This window comes from Tenacibaculum sp. Mcav3-52, assembly GCF_022347665.1.
Classification (GTDB): domain Bacteria; phylum Bacteroidota; class Bacteroidia; order Flavobacteriales; family Flavobacteriaceae; genus Polaribacter; species Polaribacter mesophilus.
In genome coordinates, this window is sequence record NZ_JAKRGE010000007.1 from 133,114 (window position 1) to 151,970 (window position 18,857).

The window sequence follows — 18,857 nt, forward strand, 5'->3', positions numbered from 1 at the left end:
TATGTACGCAACAATTTCTAATTTTTTAAAAAGGTTTTTTAAACAAAGTACTATTTTTAAGTATGGATTCAATATTTCTCCCATGTATAGAAGATCTACTGGGAAAATAAATTATGTTTCTGAAGATTTGTTAAAAGCGCAAGTAAAAATTCCTATTACTTATAAGAATAAGAATTACGTAGGATCTATTTTTGGAGGGAGCTTATTTTCTGCAACCGATCCTATTTTTATGATTCAGTTAATAAATATTCTTGGAGATACTTATGTAGTTTGGGATAAAGCTGCAACAATATTATTTAAAAGACCTGTAAAGCAAGACGCTTATGTAGATTTTATTTTTTCTGAAGATGAAATAAAACAAATAAAAAAGCAGGTTAAAAATGAACAGGAAATCAATTTAATAAAAGATATTAAAATAACGAACCAAGATAAAACTGTTGTTTTTGCAGAAGTTTCTAAAACCATATACATTGCAGATAAAACCTACTATAAAAATAAACGTAAAAAGAAATAAATTAGTTGTATTAATAGCCTTATTGTTTCTTTTTTCTTGTGCTAAAAAGAAATCAAAATATACAAACAATCAGGTTTTTCGTTATAATGAGCACTCAAATATTACCTCATTAGATCCTGCTTTTGCAAAAGATCAGCGAAATATTTGGGGAGTCAACCAACTATATAATGGATTGGTAGAATTAGATGATAGTTTACAAGTACAACCTTCGATAGCAAAAAACTGGACAGTTTCTGAAGATGGAAAAACCTATCAGTTTGAGTTAAGAAATGACGTGTTATTTCATAAGCATGAGTTATTTGGAAAAGATTCTACGAGAAATGTAATAGCCCAAGACTTTGAATATTCTTTTAATCGATTATTAGATAAGAATGTAGCGTCTCCAGGAGGTTGGGTATTACAAAATGTAGAAAAATTCAAAGCAGAAAGCGATTCTGTTTTTACAATTAATTTAAAGCAACCTTTTCCACCTTTTTTAGGACTGCTGGCTATGAAATATTGTTCGGTTGTACCAAAAGAAGCAGTTGATTATTTTGGGAATGAATTTAGAGCAAATCCGATTGGAACAGGACCTTTTCATTTTAAACTTTGGGTTGAAAATACTAAGTTGGTATTGAGAAAAAATCCACTCTATTTTGAAAAGGATGAAAATGGAAAACAACTTCCGTATTTAGAGTCGGTTGCTGTTACTTTTTTACCAGACAAACAAAGTGAGTTTTTACAGTTTATCCAAGGAAATATTGACTTTATGAAGAGTTTGGACGCTTCGTATAAAGATGATATTCTAAACACTGATGGAACTTTAAAAGAGAAATATGCTTCTACAATCAATATGCAAACAGGAGCGTATTTAAACACAGAATATTTAGGAATTTACTTAGATGGAGAAGAGAAACATCCAACAAAATCAAAATTGATACGACAAGCCATCAATTATGGTTTTGATAGGGAGAAGATGATTAAGTTCTTAAGAAACGGAATTGGGAGTCCTGCTACAAGTGGATTCATCCCGAAAGGATTGCCTTCATTCAATAACCAACAAGGATATTCATACAAACCTGAAGAAGCGAAGAGGTTAGTAGCACAATACAAAGAAGAGACAGGAGATGAGAATCCACAAATAGCCATTACAACGAACAGCAATTATTTAGATTTGTGCGAGTTTATTCAACGCGAATTACAAAAAATAGGAGTAGCTACCAAAGTAGATGTGATTCCGCCTTCAACCTTGCGTCAAGGAAAAGCAAATGGAAAGTTGCCTATTTTTAGAGCAAGTTGGATTGCTGATTATCCCGATGCGGAAAACTATGTGTCGCTATTTTACAGCAAAAATTTTACTCCTAATGGGCCTAACTATACGCATTTTAAAAATGATTTTTTTGATACTTTGTATGAACAATCTATCAAAGAAGTAGATGTGAAAAAACGCTATAAACTATATCAAAAAATGGATAGCATTATTATTGTAGAAGCACCAATTGTACCGTTATATTACGATGAGGTAATTCGCTTTACACAGAAAAATGTTACCGGTTTAGGAATTAATCCGATTGATTTGTTAAACCTAAAAAGAGTACAGAAAAACTAAGTATTACTTTTTGTTTCGTTCCAGTAATAGCTGTCAGGATGTATTCGTTCTCCAAAAATAGCTGTTCCAACACGTACAATAGTAGCGCCTTCTTCAATAGCAATTTCTAAATCGCCACTCATTCCCATAGAGAGTTCATTCATTTCTACATTAGGAATTTGTAGTGCCTTGATTTCTTCTTGAAGTTGCTTTAAAAGTTGGAAACACTTTCGAACTTCATCTGATTCCGAGCTCAGCAAACCAATGGTCATTAATCCTTTTATATGAATATTTTTGAATTCAGATATCTTTTTTACTAATTCAATAGTTTCCTCTGGTTTAGCTCCAAACTTACTTTCTTCAAAAGAGGTGTTTACTTGTATGTATACATCAATTTCTTTTTCCTCAAAAGTTAAGCGTTGATGCAATTTTTGAGCGACAGATAAGCGATCTATAGATTCAATACAACTAGCCCATTTTATAACTTCTTTAATCTTGTTACTTTGTAAATGACCGATAAAATGTACTTCAGGTTGCAGTTGTTTTATTGCATTACATTTTTGTTTTAATTCTTGTACTTTATTTTCACCAACTAGGTTTTCTCCTTGTTCTAAAGCGAAATTTATCTTGTCAGTATCTACTGTTTTTGTAGCTAATAATAAACGAACATTTTTTGGGTTTCTATTTGCTTTTTTACATGCAAATTGTATTCTTTGGTGAATAATGTTGAGGTTATTTTGAATAGTATCCATTTACTAATTGACTATTTAGTTCTTCTTTTTCAATAATTTTATTTTTTACAGCTCTAAAAGTAATGTCTTTAGCTTCTGCATAGGATATATCATACACACGATTTACTTCTCTAAACTCTTGCGGGAACTGTTGCAGCAAAGTCTCATAATAGTTATCTAAATCCGATTCACTAGGTACTTCGAATTTTAGTTTTAATTGAAAACGTCTTAAAAGTGCAGTATCAATAACACTAGAGTGATTCGTGGCAGCGATTAATAAAACGTCATTTGGAAGTTGATCTACAAGTTGAATAACTGTATTCACCAATCGTTTCATCTCACTAGAATCTTTACTGTCATAATCGCGCGCTTTACCGATGTAATCAAACTCATCTAAAAATAAAACAGCACTTTCTCGAGTTGCTTTTTTAAAAACTTCGGAAATGTTTTTAGCTGTTTCTCCTAGTTTTGAAGAAACAATGCTACCCAAATTAAGTATGATAATTTTTTTATCAAGCTTTTTGGCAATAGCCTTAGCGGTGGTAGTTTTACCACAACCAGTATGTCCGAATAATAAAATTTTATTATCAACAGGCAGTTTGTATTTATCTAAAACAGCAACGTGTTTAAATTCTTTTAATAGTTGATGTAGTGTATTTTTGTTTTCATCGCTAAGATGAATTTTATCTAGTTCTATAGTTGTTTCTTTCGATTGAAGAATCAAGTTATGTATAGCCATTTGTGTTTTTTTGTCAAAAATAAAGTTGATGCTTTAAATTATTAACTCTTAAATTCGTGTTCAGGGCAATCAATTCTTAACTCTTTAGAAGCTAGTTTAGATTGTAAAAGGTTACAAAAATGTTCATTGTTTTCATGTTGGTAATAAGAGCAAGTATAGCACATTCTTTGAATAGTTATAACTCCTGCTTTATTAAGCTGGTATATTACTTTTAAGAGTCCTGTTAGTATGTCTTTTTTTTGATCTTCAGGTAATGAACTCAAAGGTTTTTCAATATTGAAAGTAAAGTTAGCTGATTTCTCAGCTATTTGTTTTCCTTGCTTAGTTAGACCAATAATATAACTTCTAGTATCGTTAGGGTTATGAAACTTTTGAACTAATTCTTTTTTTAATAAAACCCTAATACTATCACTAACAGTAGCTTTAGTCATGTTAAACTCTTCAGCTAAATAACTCACTTTACATTTTTCTTCTGAGTGAAATAGTAAAAAAATTAGAAGTTGAATTTGGATAGGGCTTAAAGAATTCTCCTTGCTTTCGCTCCAAAGAAGTACTCTAAAAGCTTCAGAAATTCGTTCTAAAGCTACAACTATTTTACTTTCAATTTTAGTGTTTTGCTGGTTTAAGTCAAAAGGAGATTTCATTAATTACAGTTTTCCATTTTGTATATAAAATACCCTTTTTTATGTATAGCATCTTCCCATTCGGGTTTGAGTATTTCAATATGGCAAAATACACATTCTTTTGAAGATAGTTCAAGGTTTTCTAATCCTTTAGTTTTTAAATATTCCTTACCATAGTTGAAAATTATGTTAGTGTCTTTATTGCTAGAAGGTATAATAATATCAAAAAGCATTATTGTATTATCTTTTTTAGTTACGTAGGTATCCCAAACAGCTACTTTCATTTTATTATATATTTATAATTTTTTCGCTCTACAAAGTTAGGATTCCTAACTTTGTAGAGCGAAAAAATTATCCTTTTACTTCGTCCATTGAAGCTCCAAAATTAATGTGAAGTACATTTCCTGTTGGAGTAACTAGAGCAGGTACAGATTTTACACCAGCATTTTCGGCTTCTAAAATTCGACTTTTGTCTTCTCCAAAATGAACTACTTCAACATTATCAGAACCAATTAAGTTAATAATGTCTTGTTCTGCGCTTACACAAACAGGACAACCAGCGTGATAAAAAATAGATTTACTCATAATTATATTAATTTTAAATTTCAATACAAATATAGTTAGGTTTCCTAACTATAAAAAATAATTTTTGATTTTTTTTTATAAAAACTGCTTCTGTTTTGGAAATGAGGAGTATATAATAAAGTTGTTAATAGTTAATTAAGAAATAAAAATGTTATGTAATTTTAGCGGTTCTTATTGTTTATAGAAAAGATTTAATAATTGAGATGAGAATAGGTTACTTAAAAAAAGAAATGAGGTTGTTATTTGCAAAACAAGTTATAATCACAGTTCTTTTGTTTTTTGCTTTAGAAGGAATGTCGCAGTCGGTGGGAGTACAAGGATTTAAGGCTTTTGGTGTAAACCCCACAATACCTAATGATTCTCTTTTTTCAAAAATAAATAAGGCAAAAGACTTCAAAGCTAAATATGATGCGACATTTGATCTTATAGAGTTTCATCGAGAAAAAGGAAATTTAGATTCCATTATATACTATGGAAATAAACTGTATACGGAAACAACTAAGAATAAATTGATAGATAAAGAAAATCATTTATCAAAGGTTTCTAGTATAGTGGCTGAAGGAAAGTTAGAAAAGGGACTTTTTGATGAAGCTTTGAAATGGTATTTTAAAGGAATAGAGCACTCAAATAATAAACCGGACGATGAATTATTTGTTAAAAATAGAATAGGATTAGGAGCTGTAAAGTATGTTAGAGGAAAAGAAGAGGAAGGAAAGGCAATTATAGAAGAATGCATTGAAAATGCTCCAAACGAAAAATTAAAACACGATGCTTTTTATGAACTAGGGTTTATTTATTATACTCAAAGAGAGTATGAGAAAGCAAAAGAAAATTATAATAAAGCTAGATTACACTACGTGGCCGAGGGGTTTGTTAAAGAAGCTTTAGAAACTGATCTGTGGCTAGGAAAAGTATTGAAAGAAGAAGGTAAAATAACAGAAGCTCTAGATGTTTGTTATTATGTTTTTAATGAGTCGTTATCTAAAGGTTTTTTTACATTGTATGCCAAGACAGGAAATACATTAGGCATTCTTTATTTAAAAGAAAAAGACTATGAAAATGCTAAAAAAATACTTTCTACAGTATATATAAACTCCATACAATGGGCAAATTTAGAGATAGAAAGAAGAGCTATTTTAGGACTTCAAAACGCCTATGCTTCAACAGGAGATTATAAAAATGCACATGCTTTAATGACGCAATTAAATCGTGTTAATAATGAAATTTTAGTAAGTCAAAATAAACAGCAAGTAAATGAGCTTGAAGTACAGTATAAAACACTGGAGCAAAAGCAAGAGATTGAGCGACAAAAAACAATGAAAGCATACATACTAATAGCCTTTCTTATAGTATTAATACCTGTACTTGCTTTATTATATGTGTACTATCAAAAGCTTCAAACACAAAGTAAACTTAATAAGACTTTAGAAGAAGTAAACCAACAAAAAATAACTACGTTACTTAAAGACCAAGAATTAAAGTTAGTAAAAGCATCATTAGAAGGGCAGAATAATGAAAGAAAACGTATTGCCAGAGAGCTACACGATAGTATTGGAGGAAATTTAGCAACCATAAAGTTACAACTATCAAACAAGAGTAAATTAGAGGAAGAAAGCATAATTAAGCAAGTAGATGAAACCTATAATCAGGTAAGAGAGTTATCTCATAACTTAATGCCTAAAAAGTTTAAAGATTCTGCTTTTACAACAATAATAACAGAATATATAAATAATGTAAAAGCGCTATCTAAAGAACAAATAACGTTACAAATCCATCCAACGGAAGAGGTAGATAAAATAAATGAGAATTTAAAAGTAGAGCTTTATAAAATAATTCAAGAATTATTAACCAATGCATTAAAACATGCGAAGGCAACACAAATAGATATTCAGCTTTCTCTGTTTAATAACACGATACAACTACTTTTTGAAGATGATGGTGTTGGATTTGATCAAGAAAAAGTAAAATACGGATTAGGATTTCAAAATTTAAAAGACAGATTAAAAACAGTTAAGGGAAATATTTTAATTAACTCTTTTCCAAGTAGAGGAACAGTGATAGATATTAATGTACCTTTAAATTAATATATGATGACTTACAATATTATTTTAGTTGACGACCATAAAATGTTTTTAGATGGGTTGGTAAATATTTTTAAAAATGAAGATGTGTACAATATCTTGCTTACAGCAAATAATGGTGAAAATGTAATAAAGTACATAAAAACAAATCCGAATCAACATATAGATATTGTTATTAGTGATATTTCTATGCCAGATATAGATGGTATTACGTTAAACGATTATATAAAAAAAGAACGCTCGGATATTAAAACATTAATTGTTAGCATGCATACAGATGCAGGAATGATAGATACATTAATTAAAAATAATGTAGACGGATATTTATCTAAAAATGCAACTCAATCTGAACTACTAAAAGCAGTACAAACTATTCTTGGTGGTGAAAAATACTTCTCACAATCTGTACGAGAAGCTTACATGGAAAATGTTTTTAATAAAAAAAAGGAAACGTCAATAATGTTAACAGCTAGAGAGAAAGATGTACTTAAATTAATTGCAGAAGAATATACTACACAAGAAATTGCAGATAAACTCTTTTTAAGTAAGCATACTATTGAGAGTTATAGAAAAAACTTAATATCTAAGCTTAACGTAAAAAACCTTGCAGGATTAACAAAATACGCAATAAAACTGGGCTTAGTAGAGTAGTAATTTTACCACCCCCTGAAAACAGGGTAGTAACTTTCACTAGTTTCAGTCTATTTTAAGAATCACATCTAACGCATCTTTGTACCATAATTATTAAGTAATAAAGTTATGGTCATTTTTGGATGGCGAGAAGCCAAAATAAGTATACAGCCAGTAAACAATCATAGTTGTAGTTATTGCAATACACCAGAACGTTTATTTATTCAAGTAAATAGATTGTATGTACATGTATTTTGGATTCCTGTTATTCCTTTATACAAAAAAACATATAGTATTTGTGGTCATTGTAAACTGGAAATGAGCAAAAGCCAAATGCCACCAGACTTACAACGAAAGGCGAAAGAATATAAGCAAACAAGTAAAACTCCTTGGTGGATGTTTTCGGGGCTTATCATCGTAACTTTTTTAATGCTGTTTATATTTTCTTCAGCACTTTTAATACATAAATAATAAAAATCAATATAAACCATTTAAATTTTAATCAAACATGATTTACGGAATCTCATTAGTATTTTTAAGTATTGTAGCGGTACCATCTTTAATTTTATCAAAAAAGCCTAATGCTAAAGAATTATTAGAAAAAATAGAGCCTTACCAAGGATGGATTGGTCTTATTTTCTGTATTTGGGGAATTTGGGGAATTATTTCAGCTATTTTAAACTTAGGTTGGTTAACTACAGCACCAATATGGTGGGGAACCTTTTTAGCAGGAAGCATTGTAGAAGCAGGATTAGGTTTTATGTTAGGATACGGAATGATAAACAAATTATTACTATCAAAAAATCCAGAAGCTAGAGAAAAAGCAGAAATATTGAGAGGGAAGATTGCACCGAAACAAGGAAAATTAGGATTATTAGGAATCGTTGTTGGAATATGGATGATTGTAGCTTCATTCATTTTCATATAAACTAACAAAATAAAGAAAGAGAAAACATAAAATATAACATTGTAAACGAAGGCTTAAATAAGGTAGGGGTGTGGGGTTTCTATCAAAAAATCAAAAAAAAGCCTTGTTTGCAATGTTTTTGTATAAAACTGAAATTATTTTTTAGAACAATAAAAGGTAGTTGAAATGAAAAGTATAAAAAATATTCTAGGAATTATTGTAGTATGTATCTTATTAACAGGGTGTGAGAAAGAAACTCCGCAAAAGATAGTTGAAAAAACAGTACTCAAAGCCAATTTATTAACTGTTAACTATGGCATAGGATATTTTAAACAACTTAAAGAATTACAAAAAAATGAATATTTAAAGTATTATGATAATGATGGAGAAGAATATTCCGCAACATACTCTCAATATCTTCACAAAGTAACAATACCAAACCTTGAAAGAAGTTTAAGAGACATTCAGAAGTTAGAAGTAAACGAAGATTCAAAAGATTTAATAAATGCTTCAATTGAATTGTTTGAGTTTTGTATAGACTTTTATAAAAAAGACTATGCAGAAATAGCATATATGTACGATGAAGGAAAAACTCAACAAGAAATTAATCAGTTAATTAAAGAGTTTAAAGTCAGAAGTTTTGAAGAGTTTAAAGAAAAAAACTTAGAGCTAGAAGAAGCAGCAAAAAAATATGCTGAGAAAAAAGGAGTAAACTTAAAGTTTGTTTAAATAATTTTTAACTCAAGTTTAGGATTAGAGCCAATTATATATCTAGACTTGATAGTTAAGAATCCTTTTTCGTTGTTGGAAACATCCTGAATGTACTTAGGAACAGTTAAACCACTTTCATTTATCATAAGCTTCTCATTTTTATAAATTGTAATTTCTGTCATCACCACAATTTCACTAGCTGTAGAAAGTTCTTTCTCTCTTAAAACTGTACGTTTTTCAATAAAATTTAAATTGTTTGAATTTTTTTCAAACAACCACTCACTCGAATTCAGTGCTTTTTTACTAACTTCAAAAACCTTATGATGTTCACGATAATATTTTTGTTGAATGTTAGGTTCATCGTTTTTGTATGAGCTAGTACCAATAGCTAATGTAATTTTCTCAGGAACAAAAACAGTATTTGAATTAGACTGCTTCATTAAATTATAAAAAACAGAAACTTGTTGCTCACTATCCAACGCACGTTGCATCGTCTCACTTAAAATAATATCTGGAGAAAAGTTTTTAGGGAATTTATATTTTGTAGCGTCTTGATTTATAAAGTTGATATTATGGTTTTCTAAATCTAGTTTTTTAATTGTACTTTTTAAAGTTTCAAAACTCAGAGGGTTTATCTCTAAAAGTGAGTATGTTATATTCAAATCAGCATACTTTAATATAAAAGGAAGTATAAGCGAAGCAAAAGGACCAGTACCAGCATAAAGTATATGTAATGAGTCTTTTTGATAGATCTTCTCTTGAATAGCAATATCAATTCCTTTGATAAATTTTAGAGTTCTTTCTAAATCATCAAGGCAATTAGCTGCCCATAAAGTACCTATTGCTACACCATTTTCAAGTTGAACATTATTTTGATGCTCTTCATGATTTATAGCTTCATTTGAAATTCTAAAGAGTAATTGTTTATAATCTTTTAAAGAAGAAGAATAATTAGATGTTTCATCAAAGAATTTAGAAGTAATATGTAGTAACTCTTTTTTTAAATTCATTACAAGCTATTATAAGAGTTGTTTATTTTGATGTAAGCTTTGATAACTTCTGTTCCATTTCATTAATAAGTTTTTTCGAAGCAGGTTCATTGCTACGTTTTAGCTCATTTAGGATAAGGTGTATTGTTTCTGGTGAATCAATTTCTTCTTGTTTAGGTTGAAAACTTTCTTTTGGAGCAAGAGAAAAAAATAAAGTATCAGACCATTCGTTCCTTTCAGCATCGATAACTAAATGAATACGGTCTTCATTTCCTTTATTAGTAACTGAATGTATATAATTTACATTCGTATACCAACACTCACCAGGTAACATTTTCAATTGTTCATCATCTAAAATAAATTCAACTTTATTATTCGTAATAATCGGAATATGTAAGCGAAAGTTACCATCTTCATAACCTAGTTTGTAGTCACGATGAGGTTTAATTTCTGCACCAACATTTAAACGTAGTAAGCGAGCAGATGAAATAGGGCATTGAAAAGAGTTGATAACCTCTCTAAAATAATTGCAATCATTCATTATCGGAGTTTCCTTAATAGTACTATTATCATTTTGAAAAGCAAAAATATTAGAAGCATCACCATTGCCAGCGTACAAAGAGATTGCTTTCCACTCACCTTGATATCCAGATGTGTTGAAATGAGGAATCCAATGTTGATTTACAACTAAAGAATAATCATGTAATAGTTTATCTGTATCAAACAGAAAAGGAAGTTTTAAAAAAATAGTAGTTTTAATTTTTATCACTTGTATGTGTAATTGTTCTATAGCAAGTTACTAGAAAAATTGTAGATTAAATCGTTTTTAGAATAGGTGTTTATTTTTTAGGCATAAATGAAAAAATAACGACCAGTACTAAATAACTATAATAATTATTTAGTACTAGTCAGAAAATACTTTTTAATTAAAATGCTTTATTTGTTTTAAAAGAAGCAACACTAGTTCCTCCATTTGTAACACTACCATCATTGTATTTAGCATAAGGTCTAAAGTAATAAGTGGTTTCAGGTGTTAATTCTTCAATAAATTCAGTATAAATATTTTTAAAAATATTACCAGATACATCAGTATCTAAGGCTATAGAGCTGTTAGAAAAATCTTCATTTAAACTATATTCAAAACCAATTTCTTTAGGAGATTCTTTTTCTATAGAAATTACTTCTAATTCTGGGGTAATACCTTCTGAATTTTTAAAGAATAGTTTCGGTTTGATTATCATGTTAATTGACCTACTTTCACTAGCGTCTATACTAGTGTTTATTTTAATTTCATTTCCATAGAAATATGTGTTATCACTTAGTTTAAAATAACCTCTAATATAATAAGTTGTTTCCTTTTGTAAATTGTCGACTATACCTGTAATATTGTCAGCAGGACCTGCGGCAACCACAGTATTGTTGCCATTAGGAATAGGGTTTGATGATTTTCCATATACAAATCCTCTATCAGTTACATCAGCTAAATCATTACCATCTTTAAAAGTGCCTTTTAAATATATTTTAAGAGTATTATTGTGGTTAATAAAATAATTAAAATCATTACTAGTATTGAAACTAGTTGGTATTATTTCTATTTCGTTTTCTTCACTAGAGCAGTTAGTAAGTATAATAGAGATAAATAAAAAAAATAGAGGTTTTAAAAAATGTTTAATTTTCATGTAGTTTTAATTTTTAATTTTTTGCAAAACTCAATATTTTAAATCATTTAAATATGAAAGATAAAGAGATAATGAGTTCGAAAATCAGAAAATAGAACTTTAATTAACTCTTTTTTAAATAAAAGAAACAGGTTTTTATAGGTTAAATATTAGAAAAAGCTATTTTTATAATTAGTAGGAGTAGTACCAGTTTCTTTCTTGAAGGCACTATAAAAAGCACTTTTACTTTTAAAACCAACCTCTAAACTAATACCTTCAATACTATAGTTTTTTGAATTATTACTTTTTAAAATTTCTATAGCTTCATTAACTCTAAAACCATTTATAAAAGTTTTAAAGTTTTTATTTGAAATTTCATTAATAACAAAAGAAATTCTTTTAGGGTGTTGATTTGTAATATTAGCTACATCAGCAATGGTTAAATCTGGATCTTTATATTTTTTATGTAAAATTATAGTTTGTTGAATATGGTTAAATAAATCTGTATCAACTTTACTTATTTTATTCTCGCTATTAAAATTGTTCTTCTTTTCAATCTTAGAGTCTTTTTGTTGAGTCAAGTTTTTAATTGTTTGTTGTTGTAGCCCATAAATACTAATCCAGTATAAAAGCCCAACATCAATTAAAATAATAAATAAATTGAGAGTTTTATTTGTTATTTCAGGTAAAAAATGAAGTGTGAGCGTAAAAAAGAGACCAATTGACATAAATGTTTTAGCCCATTGTAGCTCTTTACCTGTAGTAGAAGTGTATTGATTGTTAGTTTCTTCGGTATGTTTTTTTATAAAAGTATAAGTTTTGTAGTATATAAAAATATCATATAAATGCCCACCTATATGATTTACAAAACGAAATTCTTTTGAAAGTTTTAACTGTTCTAACCCTGATGATAAATTAAGATAAACCAATATATCTATAATTAACATTAACAAACCTGGTAATAAATAAAAATAGACTTTATTAGATTTAGGTAGTATAGAAATATTTCTTATATAAACATAAAAAAGAGGGAATAGTAACCAAGTAAAATCAACAGGAAGATTATTTAAAAAAGAGTAATCTTTATCTAAATCTAAAAGTTTAGCTATTGGTTTAAGGTAATTTATGGAGTAAGCAAAAATAAATAACCCTAAAAGTAATGTAGGGCGATTATTTTTTTTATCCAAGTAAATTAAAAGTATACTAAATATAATTCCTTGAATAAGGCCGAGTAAATAAATTATAGGAATTAAGTAACTATCTAGATTCATAATACTGTTCTAATTAAATACAAAATTAGATATTCTTCTTTACAAATAAGAAGTGTAAATAATAGTATTTAAATTTTAAAACTGTATTGCTAATCAAAAATGATAGTAGTTATAAGCAATCTCTTTGTTAATATGAAACTAAATCTTTAATTCGATTCGTAATTGTTTTTTTAATATCTTTAGGATAACTTCTATCCCCGTGAAAAACATCGGCCATCGCTTCACTAAACTGCTGACCATATTTTTTTAATACAATATTTCGGATATTCTTTTGCTCGTAAAACCATTTCGAAAGCCATAAACCAGTTTTTATTTCAGGAAGTAGGCTTTCTGATATTTTTTCTAAATATAATTTAGTAGCTAATTCAGGCTCTTTTTCACTCTCAATAATAGCTTCAGCAGCCAATTTACCACTGTAAATAGCATTAGAAATTCCTTCAGCAGTAATAGGATCAGCAAAACCAGCAGCGTCACCAATTAAAAACACATTATTTTTAACAAAACCATCTGTACGAGGAGCAACAGGAATTTGAAAACCATGTTGTGATTCGCTAACAATATTTGTAATTCCTAATGTTTTTAAGTATTCTTGATAATATTCTTTCAAGTTAATTTTAGTTCTTCTAGCAGAGGCAACCCCAATAGATAAATGCTTTTTCTTTGGGAAGTTCCAAGCATAACCGTAAGGAATAGCATCAATATCAAAACGAACTTCTTTTGATAAACGTTTAAAGTCTTCGTCAGAAACTTCTACTTCATATTCTAAAGCAGGAATTAATTTACGAGTATCTTCTTTCCACCCAGCCATTTTAGCTGTAGGACTCAAAGCACCATCGGCAGCGATAACAAAATTAGCAGTAAAATTACCTTGAGAAGTTTCAAGAGTAATAATATCATCAGAAAAAGTTAGTCCTTTTAGCTTATGGTTTTCTAGTAAAGTAGCACCAAACTCCTTTGCTTTTTGCGTGATAAGATTGTCAAAAGAATCACGCATAATCATAGAAATAGTTGGTTCTTCTCTATGCGTTTTAAAGTGAAGTTTCTCTCCCAAATAAATATCAACAGTATGAAACTCTTTTTCAACGACCTCTTTAATATCAAAAGGTAAGTTTTTGCGACCTCTAAAAACAAAACCTCCACCGCATGTTTTATAGCGTGGTAAAGTTTCTTTTTCAATAATAACTGTTGAAATTCCTTTTTGAGCTAAGTAAAAAGCTGTTGAAGCTCCTGATGGTCCGCTGCCAATAATAGCAACATGGTAATGCTGTTTCATAGTATTATTTTTAGTTCGGTTAAAAATACACTTTTATACCGAATTAAAAATTAATTTACCAATGTAAACGAGTCATAACAGGGTAGTGGTCAGATAGTTTTATGTCTCCGTAGGTTTTAAATTGATTCACAGTAGCTTTTTTATCTGTTAAAATAAAATCAATTCGCATAGGATAAATGTACCTAAAAGACTTGCCTAAACCAATTCCACATTCAATAAAAGCATCTTTTTTATCAGAAGCCAATTGTTTATAAGCCCAAGAATAAGCGGTGTTATTAAAGTCGCCACAAACAATTTTTTTACCTTTCCATGAATACTCATGCTGTTGAATTAATTCAACCTGACTTACTTGTTTTACAAAACCATTTTCTAAACGTTTAAATAAACGCTCAGAACTTTTTTCTCCAAAATTTTCTTTTTTCGGATTTAGTTTTAATGATTCTAAATGCACATTATAAACACGAACGGTGTCATCTTTTACAAGAATATCGGCAAAAATGGTGTTGTTAGCACTTTGTTTAAAATCAAGAGAACCAGAGTTTATAATTGGGTGTTTGGAATAAATAGCTAATCCAAATTTATTCGTTTTCGTTTTCGTTTTGATGTATTTATAAGGAAGTTTAATATCTAACATTTTAGAATTGTAAAATTCCTGTACAGCAATAACGTCTGGATTTTCATTATTGATGAACTCATAAATCTTTTGTTCAGTAGTAACATCTTCTTCATGTTTATAATGATTAAACAAATGGACATTGTAGCTCATTATTTTTAAATCATCATTTAAAATTACCTCCTTATTAGAAAACTTAACTAATGGAGTAGAAACAAACCATCCTATGGCTAAAACAAGTAATGATAAAAAAGCATTTTTATGCATTTTAATAAGCCAATACACAAAAAAAGCAATGTTTACGATAACTAAAAACGGAACAAACAACCCAAAAACAGAAAGGAAAGGAATTGTTTGTGGAGATACGTACGGAAGTGCATATGATAGCAATAAAACAGCTGCAAAAACTGAATTGATAAAGAATATAAACTTATGAGCTATCGAAAACTTTTTCATCTAATTTTTTCCTTGTTTAAATAAAAACTCTTTTTCACTTTTACTTAAAGTATCGTATCCAGATTTACTAATTTTATCTAAAATAGCGTCAACTTCTTCTTGGTTTCTAGTCTTATCAACGTTAGGTTTTGGTGTTTTATTACCAGATTTATAAACTGTTTTGAGTTTTCTTTCTTTTTTAGAAAAAAGTTTGTTTACCGATTTAAAAATGTCCAACTCCTTATTACTAGCACTACGAACATAGAAAAAGCCTAGTAGGGCACCACCTAAATGTGCTAAATGCCCACCAGCATTACCAGCAGGAATTTGAATAATATCAATAGCAATCCAAATACAAGCTAATACCCATAGTTTTACAAAACCAATTAACGGGAACTTTAATTCATAATTAGGTATATAGGTAGCAATACCAATAAAGATAGCAGAAATACCAGCTGAAGCACCTAACAAGACACTATTATGTGCAACATTTTGTAAGGCAGGAAAAAAATTATAACTCGCAACAAAAACAATTCCTCCAAATAATGTTCCTAGTAAATAAAAACTAAGCAACTGTTTAGGGGTGAAATATTGTTGAAATAAATGCCCGATATAAAATAAAGCAATTAGGTTGAATAGAATATGCAAAAAACTAGTGTGTAAAAAACCATAGGTAATAATGGTCCACGGTTTTAGTATAAAATCATCAAAGTTAGCAGGTAACGCAAGCCATTCTACTAAAAAGTTTGTTTTTGATTGAAAAAGAAAACCAAAAGTATTGGTCACAAAAACAAGTAAGAAAACAGCTAAGTTTACGTAAATTAATTGCTCAACAATTCCAGCATGTTTGAATCTATATTTTAAGTTTTCGAGTATATTCATATTTTTATGACTTCTTGAATAAAGACAAGTTAAGATACTAAATTAACGAAATTTAAATTGATTTTTTTTTCCAGTACCATGCGATAATTGCTCCAACAATAGCACCACTCACATGAGCAAAATTGGCTACATTAATACCAAAAACAGAAGGCCAATTGAATACTCCTGATAAGGTTTCATAAGCTAAAAATATAGGAATGAAATATTTAGCAGCAATGGGAACAGGTAAAAAAATTAAAGCCATCTTAGCGTTAGGGAAATTAATACCGAAAGCAGCTACTAATCCCATAATAGCTCCTGAAGCACCAACACCTGATGTATAAAAGATTTGATTCATTTTATAAAAATCAGCCTCACTTAAAATATTCTTCCATCCAATATTATATTTACCTTCATTTAAAAGCATTAAGATTTCTGATTTATCAAAACCGTTGATGGTTAATTGGTGTACGATAGAGTTAAATTGATAGAAATCAATTATCCAAGGTAAAAGAACAGCTCCAACTCCAGCAGAGAAATAAAAAAATAAAAACTTATTTCGCCCCCACATTTGTTCTAAAGGAGTACCAAACATCCATAAGCCAAACATGTTCATTATAATATGCAAATAGAAAGTTTGATGATGCATAAACATATGGGTAAATACCTGCCAAACTTCAAAATTGTTATTCAAAGGAAACCAAATGGCTAAACTATTGAACAAATTATAGCCAAAAGCTTTTATTGTTAAGAAAAAAATAACATTTATTATTATCAAATGCTTAACTGTGTTTGATATCCTCATAATTACTTTTTATTTATTAAAAATGGCATCAATTTCATTTAAAGCTAATGTTTTAAACGTAGGTTTGCCAAAGGGTGAAATGTTAGGTTCTTTGCAAGAGAATAAGTTGTTTACTAAGTTTTCTTGCTCTTTTGGATTTAAAGAAGTCCCTGTTTTTATTGCTAGTGATTTTGCAAATGATTTTGCCATCACGTCAAAATGACTAAAACTACTATCAGGTACTTCGAGTTTAATATCGTCTAATAACTGTTCTAAAATAAGGGTGATTTGACTTTCACTTATTGAAGTAGGAATTCCGGCAATTACTACACTTTCTTTGGTGAACTCGTCAAACATAAAACCAGCACTCTCTAAATCAGATTTTATACTGTATATCATTTCAATATCTGATGAAGAAAAAGAAATATTTACAGGAAACAGCAGTTGCTGACTGCTAGCTTCTTTAACAGTAATATTCTCTAAAAATTCTTCATACAAAACACGTTGGTGTGCTAAAGATTGATGAATTAATACCACGCCTGATTTTATAGAACTCAATAAGTATTTTTTTTGAATTTGGAAGGTTTTTCCAGTTTCAGTTTCTTGCTCAGATTCAAAAAGTTGTTCTTGTTGAATAGGTTCAATGGTTTCAGTATTTGTATATAAAGCTTCCCAACTTCCAGTATCTTTTTTAAAGTTAGATTGATAACTGTGCGTTGTGCTACTTTTAGGTGAGCTATTTGTATTAGACGGCTCTTTGTAATTAGTTTCCGTTTTAAAAGGATTAAATGTAGGGTCAACAGTTATTGGAGGAACAGATGAGTTACTCTTTTTGCTATAATCGTAAGGAGTATCTAAAGTAGCATCTCTGTCAAAATCCAATACAGGAGCTACATTATATTGCCCCAAACTATGTTTTACAGTAGCACGTAAAATAGCGTATAATGCTTTTTCGTTATCAAACTTAATTTCCGTCTTTGTTGGGTGAATGTTAATATCAATTGTATTAGGAGGCACCTCTAAATACAAGAAATAAGAAGGATGCGAACCACTTTCTAATAAACCTTCAAAAGCATTTACTACAGCATGATTTAAGTACGAGCTTTTTATAAAACGGTCATTCACAAAAAAGAATTGTTCACCACGTTTTTTCTTTGCGAATTCAGGTTTAGCAACAAATCCGTTAACAGTTATAATATCTGTTTGCTCATTAATAGGAACTAATTTTTCGTTCATTTTAGTCCCAAAAATAGCCACAATACGTTTGCGTAAGTTGCTCTTTTTTAAATGATAAACCTCGTTGTTGTTATGGTGTAATAAAAAAGAAATAGTAGGATGCGCTAAGGCTACACGTTGAAATTCATCAACAATATGACGCGTTTCAACAGTGTCAGATTTTAAAAAGTTACGACGTGCAGGAATATTAAAAAATAAATTTTTAACAGCGATACTAGTTCCTTTCGCAGTTGAAACTACTTCTTGAGAAGTTATTTCACTACCTTCAATTTTTATCTGTGTTCCTAACTCGTCATCTTCTTGTTTCGTTTTTAATTCAACATGCGCAATGGCAGCAATAGAAGCTAAAGCTTCTCCACGAAAACCTTTAGTATTTAGGTTGAATAAATCTTGTGCATCTTTAATTTTTGAAGTGGCATGACGTTCAAAACTTAAACGAGCATCCGTAGCACTCATTCCCTTACCATCATCAATTACTTGAATTAAAGTTTTCCCAGCATCTTTTAACAATAAGGTGATAGAAGTAGCACCAGCATCAATAGAGTTTTCAATCAATTCTTTTACTACAGAAGCAGGGCGTTGCACAACTTCTCCAGCAGCAATTTGGTTTGCAACATGATCAGGTAGTAACTGTATAATATCTGACATT

General features: G+C 29.4%; 21 protein-coding genes. 7 read left to right on the plus strand and 14 right to left on the minus strand.

Annotated elements, in window-relative coordinates; translation table 11 throughout:
• Window position 1: 1 nt before the first annotated feature.
• Both MHM83_RS15345 and MHM83_RS15350 read left to right on the plus strand, forming a co-directional pair.
• Window positions 2-514 carry a DUF4442 domain-containing protein gene (locus MHM83_RS15345; RefSeq protein WP_047790469.1) on the plus strand — a complete coding sequence of 171 codons (513 nt, stop codon included), beginning with the start codon at window positions 2-4 and terminating at the stop codon, window positions 512-514.
• Entirely contained in the window at window positions 471-2,102 is a 1,632-nt protein-coding gene (locus tag MHM83_RS15350; protein WP_370642019.1) for an ABC transporter substrate-binding protein, read from the plus strand. Before MHM83_RS15345 ends, MHM83_RS15350 begins: the two co-directional genes overlap by 44 nt.
• Here the strand turns inward: MHM83_RS15350 and MHM83_RS15355 are convergent.
• The 5 genes from MHM83_RS15355 to MHM83_RS15375 form a co-directional block, all read right to left on the minus strand.
• Window positions 2,099-2,833: a YggS family pyridoxal phosphate-dependent enzyme gene (locus MHM83_RS15355; RefSeq protein WP_239180735.1), complete on the minus strand. Its 735-nt coding sequence runs from the start codon at window positions 2,831-2,833 to the stop codon at window positions 2,099-2,101. The two genes, MHM83_RS15350 and MHM83_RS15355, sit on opposite strands and share 4 nt — an antisense overlap.
• The gene (locus MHM83_RS15360) at window positions 2,814-3,551 is read right to left on the minus strand and encodes an AAA family ATPase (protein WP_239180737.1); all 738 of its coding nucleotides are present in this window, start codon (window positions 3,549-3,551) and stop codon (window positions 2,814-2,816) included. The genes MHM83_RS15355 and MHM83_RS15360 overlap by 20 nt, the downstream gene beginning before the upstream one ends.
• 41 nt (window positions 3,552-3,592) lie before the next feature.
• Window positions 3,593-4,195, minus strand: coding sequence for a MarR family winged helix-turn-helix transcriptional regulator (locus MHM83_RS15365; protein ID WP_239180739.1), 603 nt, complete (start codon window positions 4,193-4,195; stop codon window positions 3,593-3,595).
• Window positions 4,195-4,458 carry a DUF2024 family protein gene (locus MHM83_RS15370; RefSeq protein WP_239180741.1) on the minus strand — a complete coding sequence of 88 codons (264 nt, stop codon included), beginning with the start codon at window positions 4,456-4,458 and terminating at the stop codon, window positions 4,195-4,197. Before MHM83_RS15370 ends, MHM83_RS15365 begins: the two co-directional genes overlap by 1 nt.
• A 67-nt stretch (window positions 4,459-4,525) precedes the next feature.
• On the minus strand, window positions 4,526-4,759 hold the full coding sequence (locus MHM83_RS15375; protein WP_073184826.1) for a thioredoxin family protein: 234 nt from the start codon (window positions 4,757-4,759) through the stop codon (window positions 4,526-4,528).
• Window positions 4,760-4,989: 230 nt separating this feature from the next.
• Here MHM83_RS15375 and MHM83_RS15380 point away from each other — a divergent pair, with 230 nt between their 5' ends.
• The 5 genes from MHM83_RS15380 (at window position 4,990) to MHM83_RS15400 (ending at window position 9,106) form a co-directional block, all read left to right on the plus strand.
• A complete protein-coding gene (locus MHM83_RS15380; RefSeq protein ID WP_239180743.1) occupies window positions 4,990-6,843 on the plus strand; it encodes an ATP-binding protein in 1,854 nt (617 codons plus the stop codon).
• A gap of 3 nt (window positions 6,844-6,846) precedes the next feature.
• Entirely contained in the window at window positions 6,847-7,491 is a 645-nt protein-coding gene (locus MHM83_RS15385; protein ID WP_047790463.1) for a response regulator, read from the plus strand.
• Window positions 7,492-7,599: 108 nt separating this feature from the next.
• On the plus strand, window positions 7,600-7,941 hold the full coding sequence (locus tag MHM83_RS15390) for a zinc-ribbon domain-containing protein (protein ID WP_047790462.1): 342 nt from the start codon (window positions 7,600-7,602) through the stop codon (window positions 7,939-7,941).
• A gap of 37 nt (window positions 7,942-7,978) precedes the next feature.
• Window positions 7,979-8,398 carry a hypothetical protein gene (locus MHM83_RS15395; protein WP_047790461.1) on the plus strand — a complete coding sequence of 140 codons (420 nt, stop codon included), beginning with the start codon at window positions 7,979-7,981 and terminating at the stop codon, window positions 8,396-8,398.
• Between the two features lie 165 nt (window positions 8,399-8,563).
• Window positions 8,564-9,106 (plus strand): hypothetical protein, encoded by a 543-nt coding sequence (locus MHM83_RS15400; protein ID WP_159616239.1) that lies wholly within the window; start codon window positions 8,564-8,566, stop codon window positions 9,104-9,106.
• Here MHM83_RS15400 and MHM83_RS15405 read toward each other — a convergent pair.
• From MHM83_RS15405 to mutL, 9 genes are all read right to left on the minus strand, one after another.
• Window positions 9,103-10,098, minus strand: a complete 996-nt coding sequence (locus tag MHM83_RS15405; protein WP_167714126.1) for a hypothetical protein — start codon at window positions 10,096-10,098, stop codon at window positions 9,103-9,105. The two genes, MHM83_RS15400 and MHM83_RS15405, sit on opposite strands and share 4 nt — an antisense overlap.
• Before the next feature lie 22 nt (window positions 10,099-10,120).
• Window positions 10,121-10,846, minus strand: coding sequence for an aspartyl/asparaginyl beta-hydroxylase domain-containing protein (locus tag MHM83_RS15410; protein WP_239180745.1), 726 nt, complete (start codon window positions 10,844-10,846; stop codon window positions 10,121-10,123).
• Between the two features lie 157 nt (window positions 10,847-11,003).
• Entirely contained in the window at window positions 11,004-11,756 is a 753-nt protein-coding gene (locus MHM83_RS15415) for a hypothetical protein (RefSeq protein ID WP_073184835.1), read from the minus strand.
• A 149-nt stretch (window positions 11,757-11,905) separates the two neighbouring features.
• Window positions 11,906-13,006 carry a helix-turn-helix domain-containing protein gene (locus MHM83_RS15420; RefSeq protein ID WP_239180747.1) on the minus strand — a complete coding sequence of 367 codons (1,101 nt, stop codon included), beginning with the start codon at window positions 13,004-13,006 and terminating at the stop codon, window positions 11,906-11,908.
• A 127-nt stretch (window positions 13,007-13,133) separates the two neighbouring features.
• Entirely contained in the window at window positions 13,134-14,279 is a 1,146-nt protein-coding gene (locus tag MHM83_RS15425) for a geranylgeranyl reductase family protein (RefSeq protein ID WP_159494571.1), read from the minus strand.
• Window positions 14,280-14,334: 55 nt separating this feature from the next.
• A complete protein-coding gene (locus tag MHM83_RS15430; RefSeq protein ID WP_073184842.1) occupies window positions 14,335-15,348 on the minus strand; it encodes an endonuclease/exonuclease/phosphatase family protein in 1,014 nt (337 codons plus the stop codon).
• A complete protein-coding gene (locus tag MHM83_RS15435) occupies window positions 15,349-16,209 on the minus strand; it encodes a rhomboid family intramembrane serine protease (RefSeq protein WP_239180749.1) in 861 nt (286 codons plus the stop codon).
• A gap of 52 nt (window positions 16,210-16,261) precedes the next feature.
• Entirely contained in the window at window positions 16,262-16,993 is a 732-nt protein-coding gene (locus tag MHM83_RS15440) for a rhomboid family intramembrane serine protease (RefSeq protein ID WP_239180750.1), read from the minus strand.
• 9 nt (window positions 16,994-17,002) lie between these two features.
• The gene (gene mutL, locus MHM83_RS15445; RefSeq protein WP_239180752.1) at window positions 17,003-18,856 is read right to left on the minus strand and encodes a DNA mismatch repair endonuclease MutL; all 1,854 of its coding nucleotides are present in this window, start codon (window positions 18,854-18,856) and stop codon (window positions 17,003-17,005) included.
• Window position 18,857 lies beyond the last annotated feature (1 nt).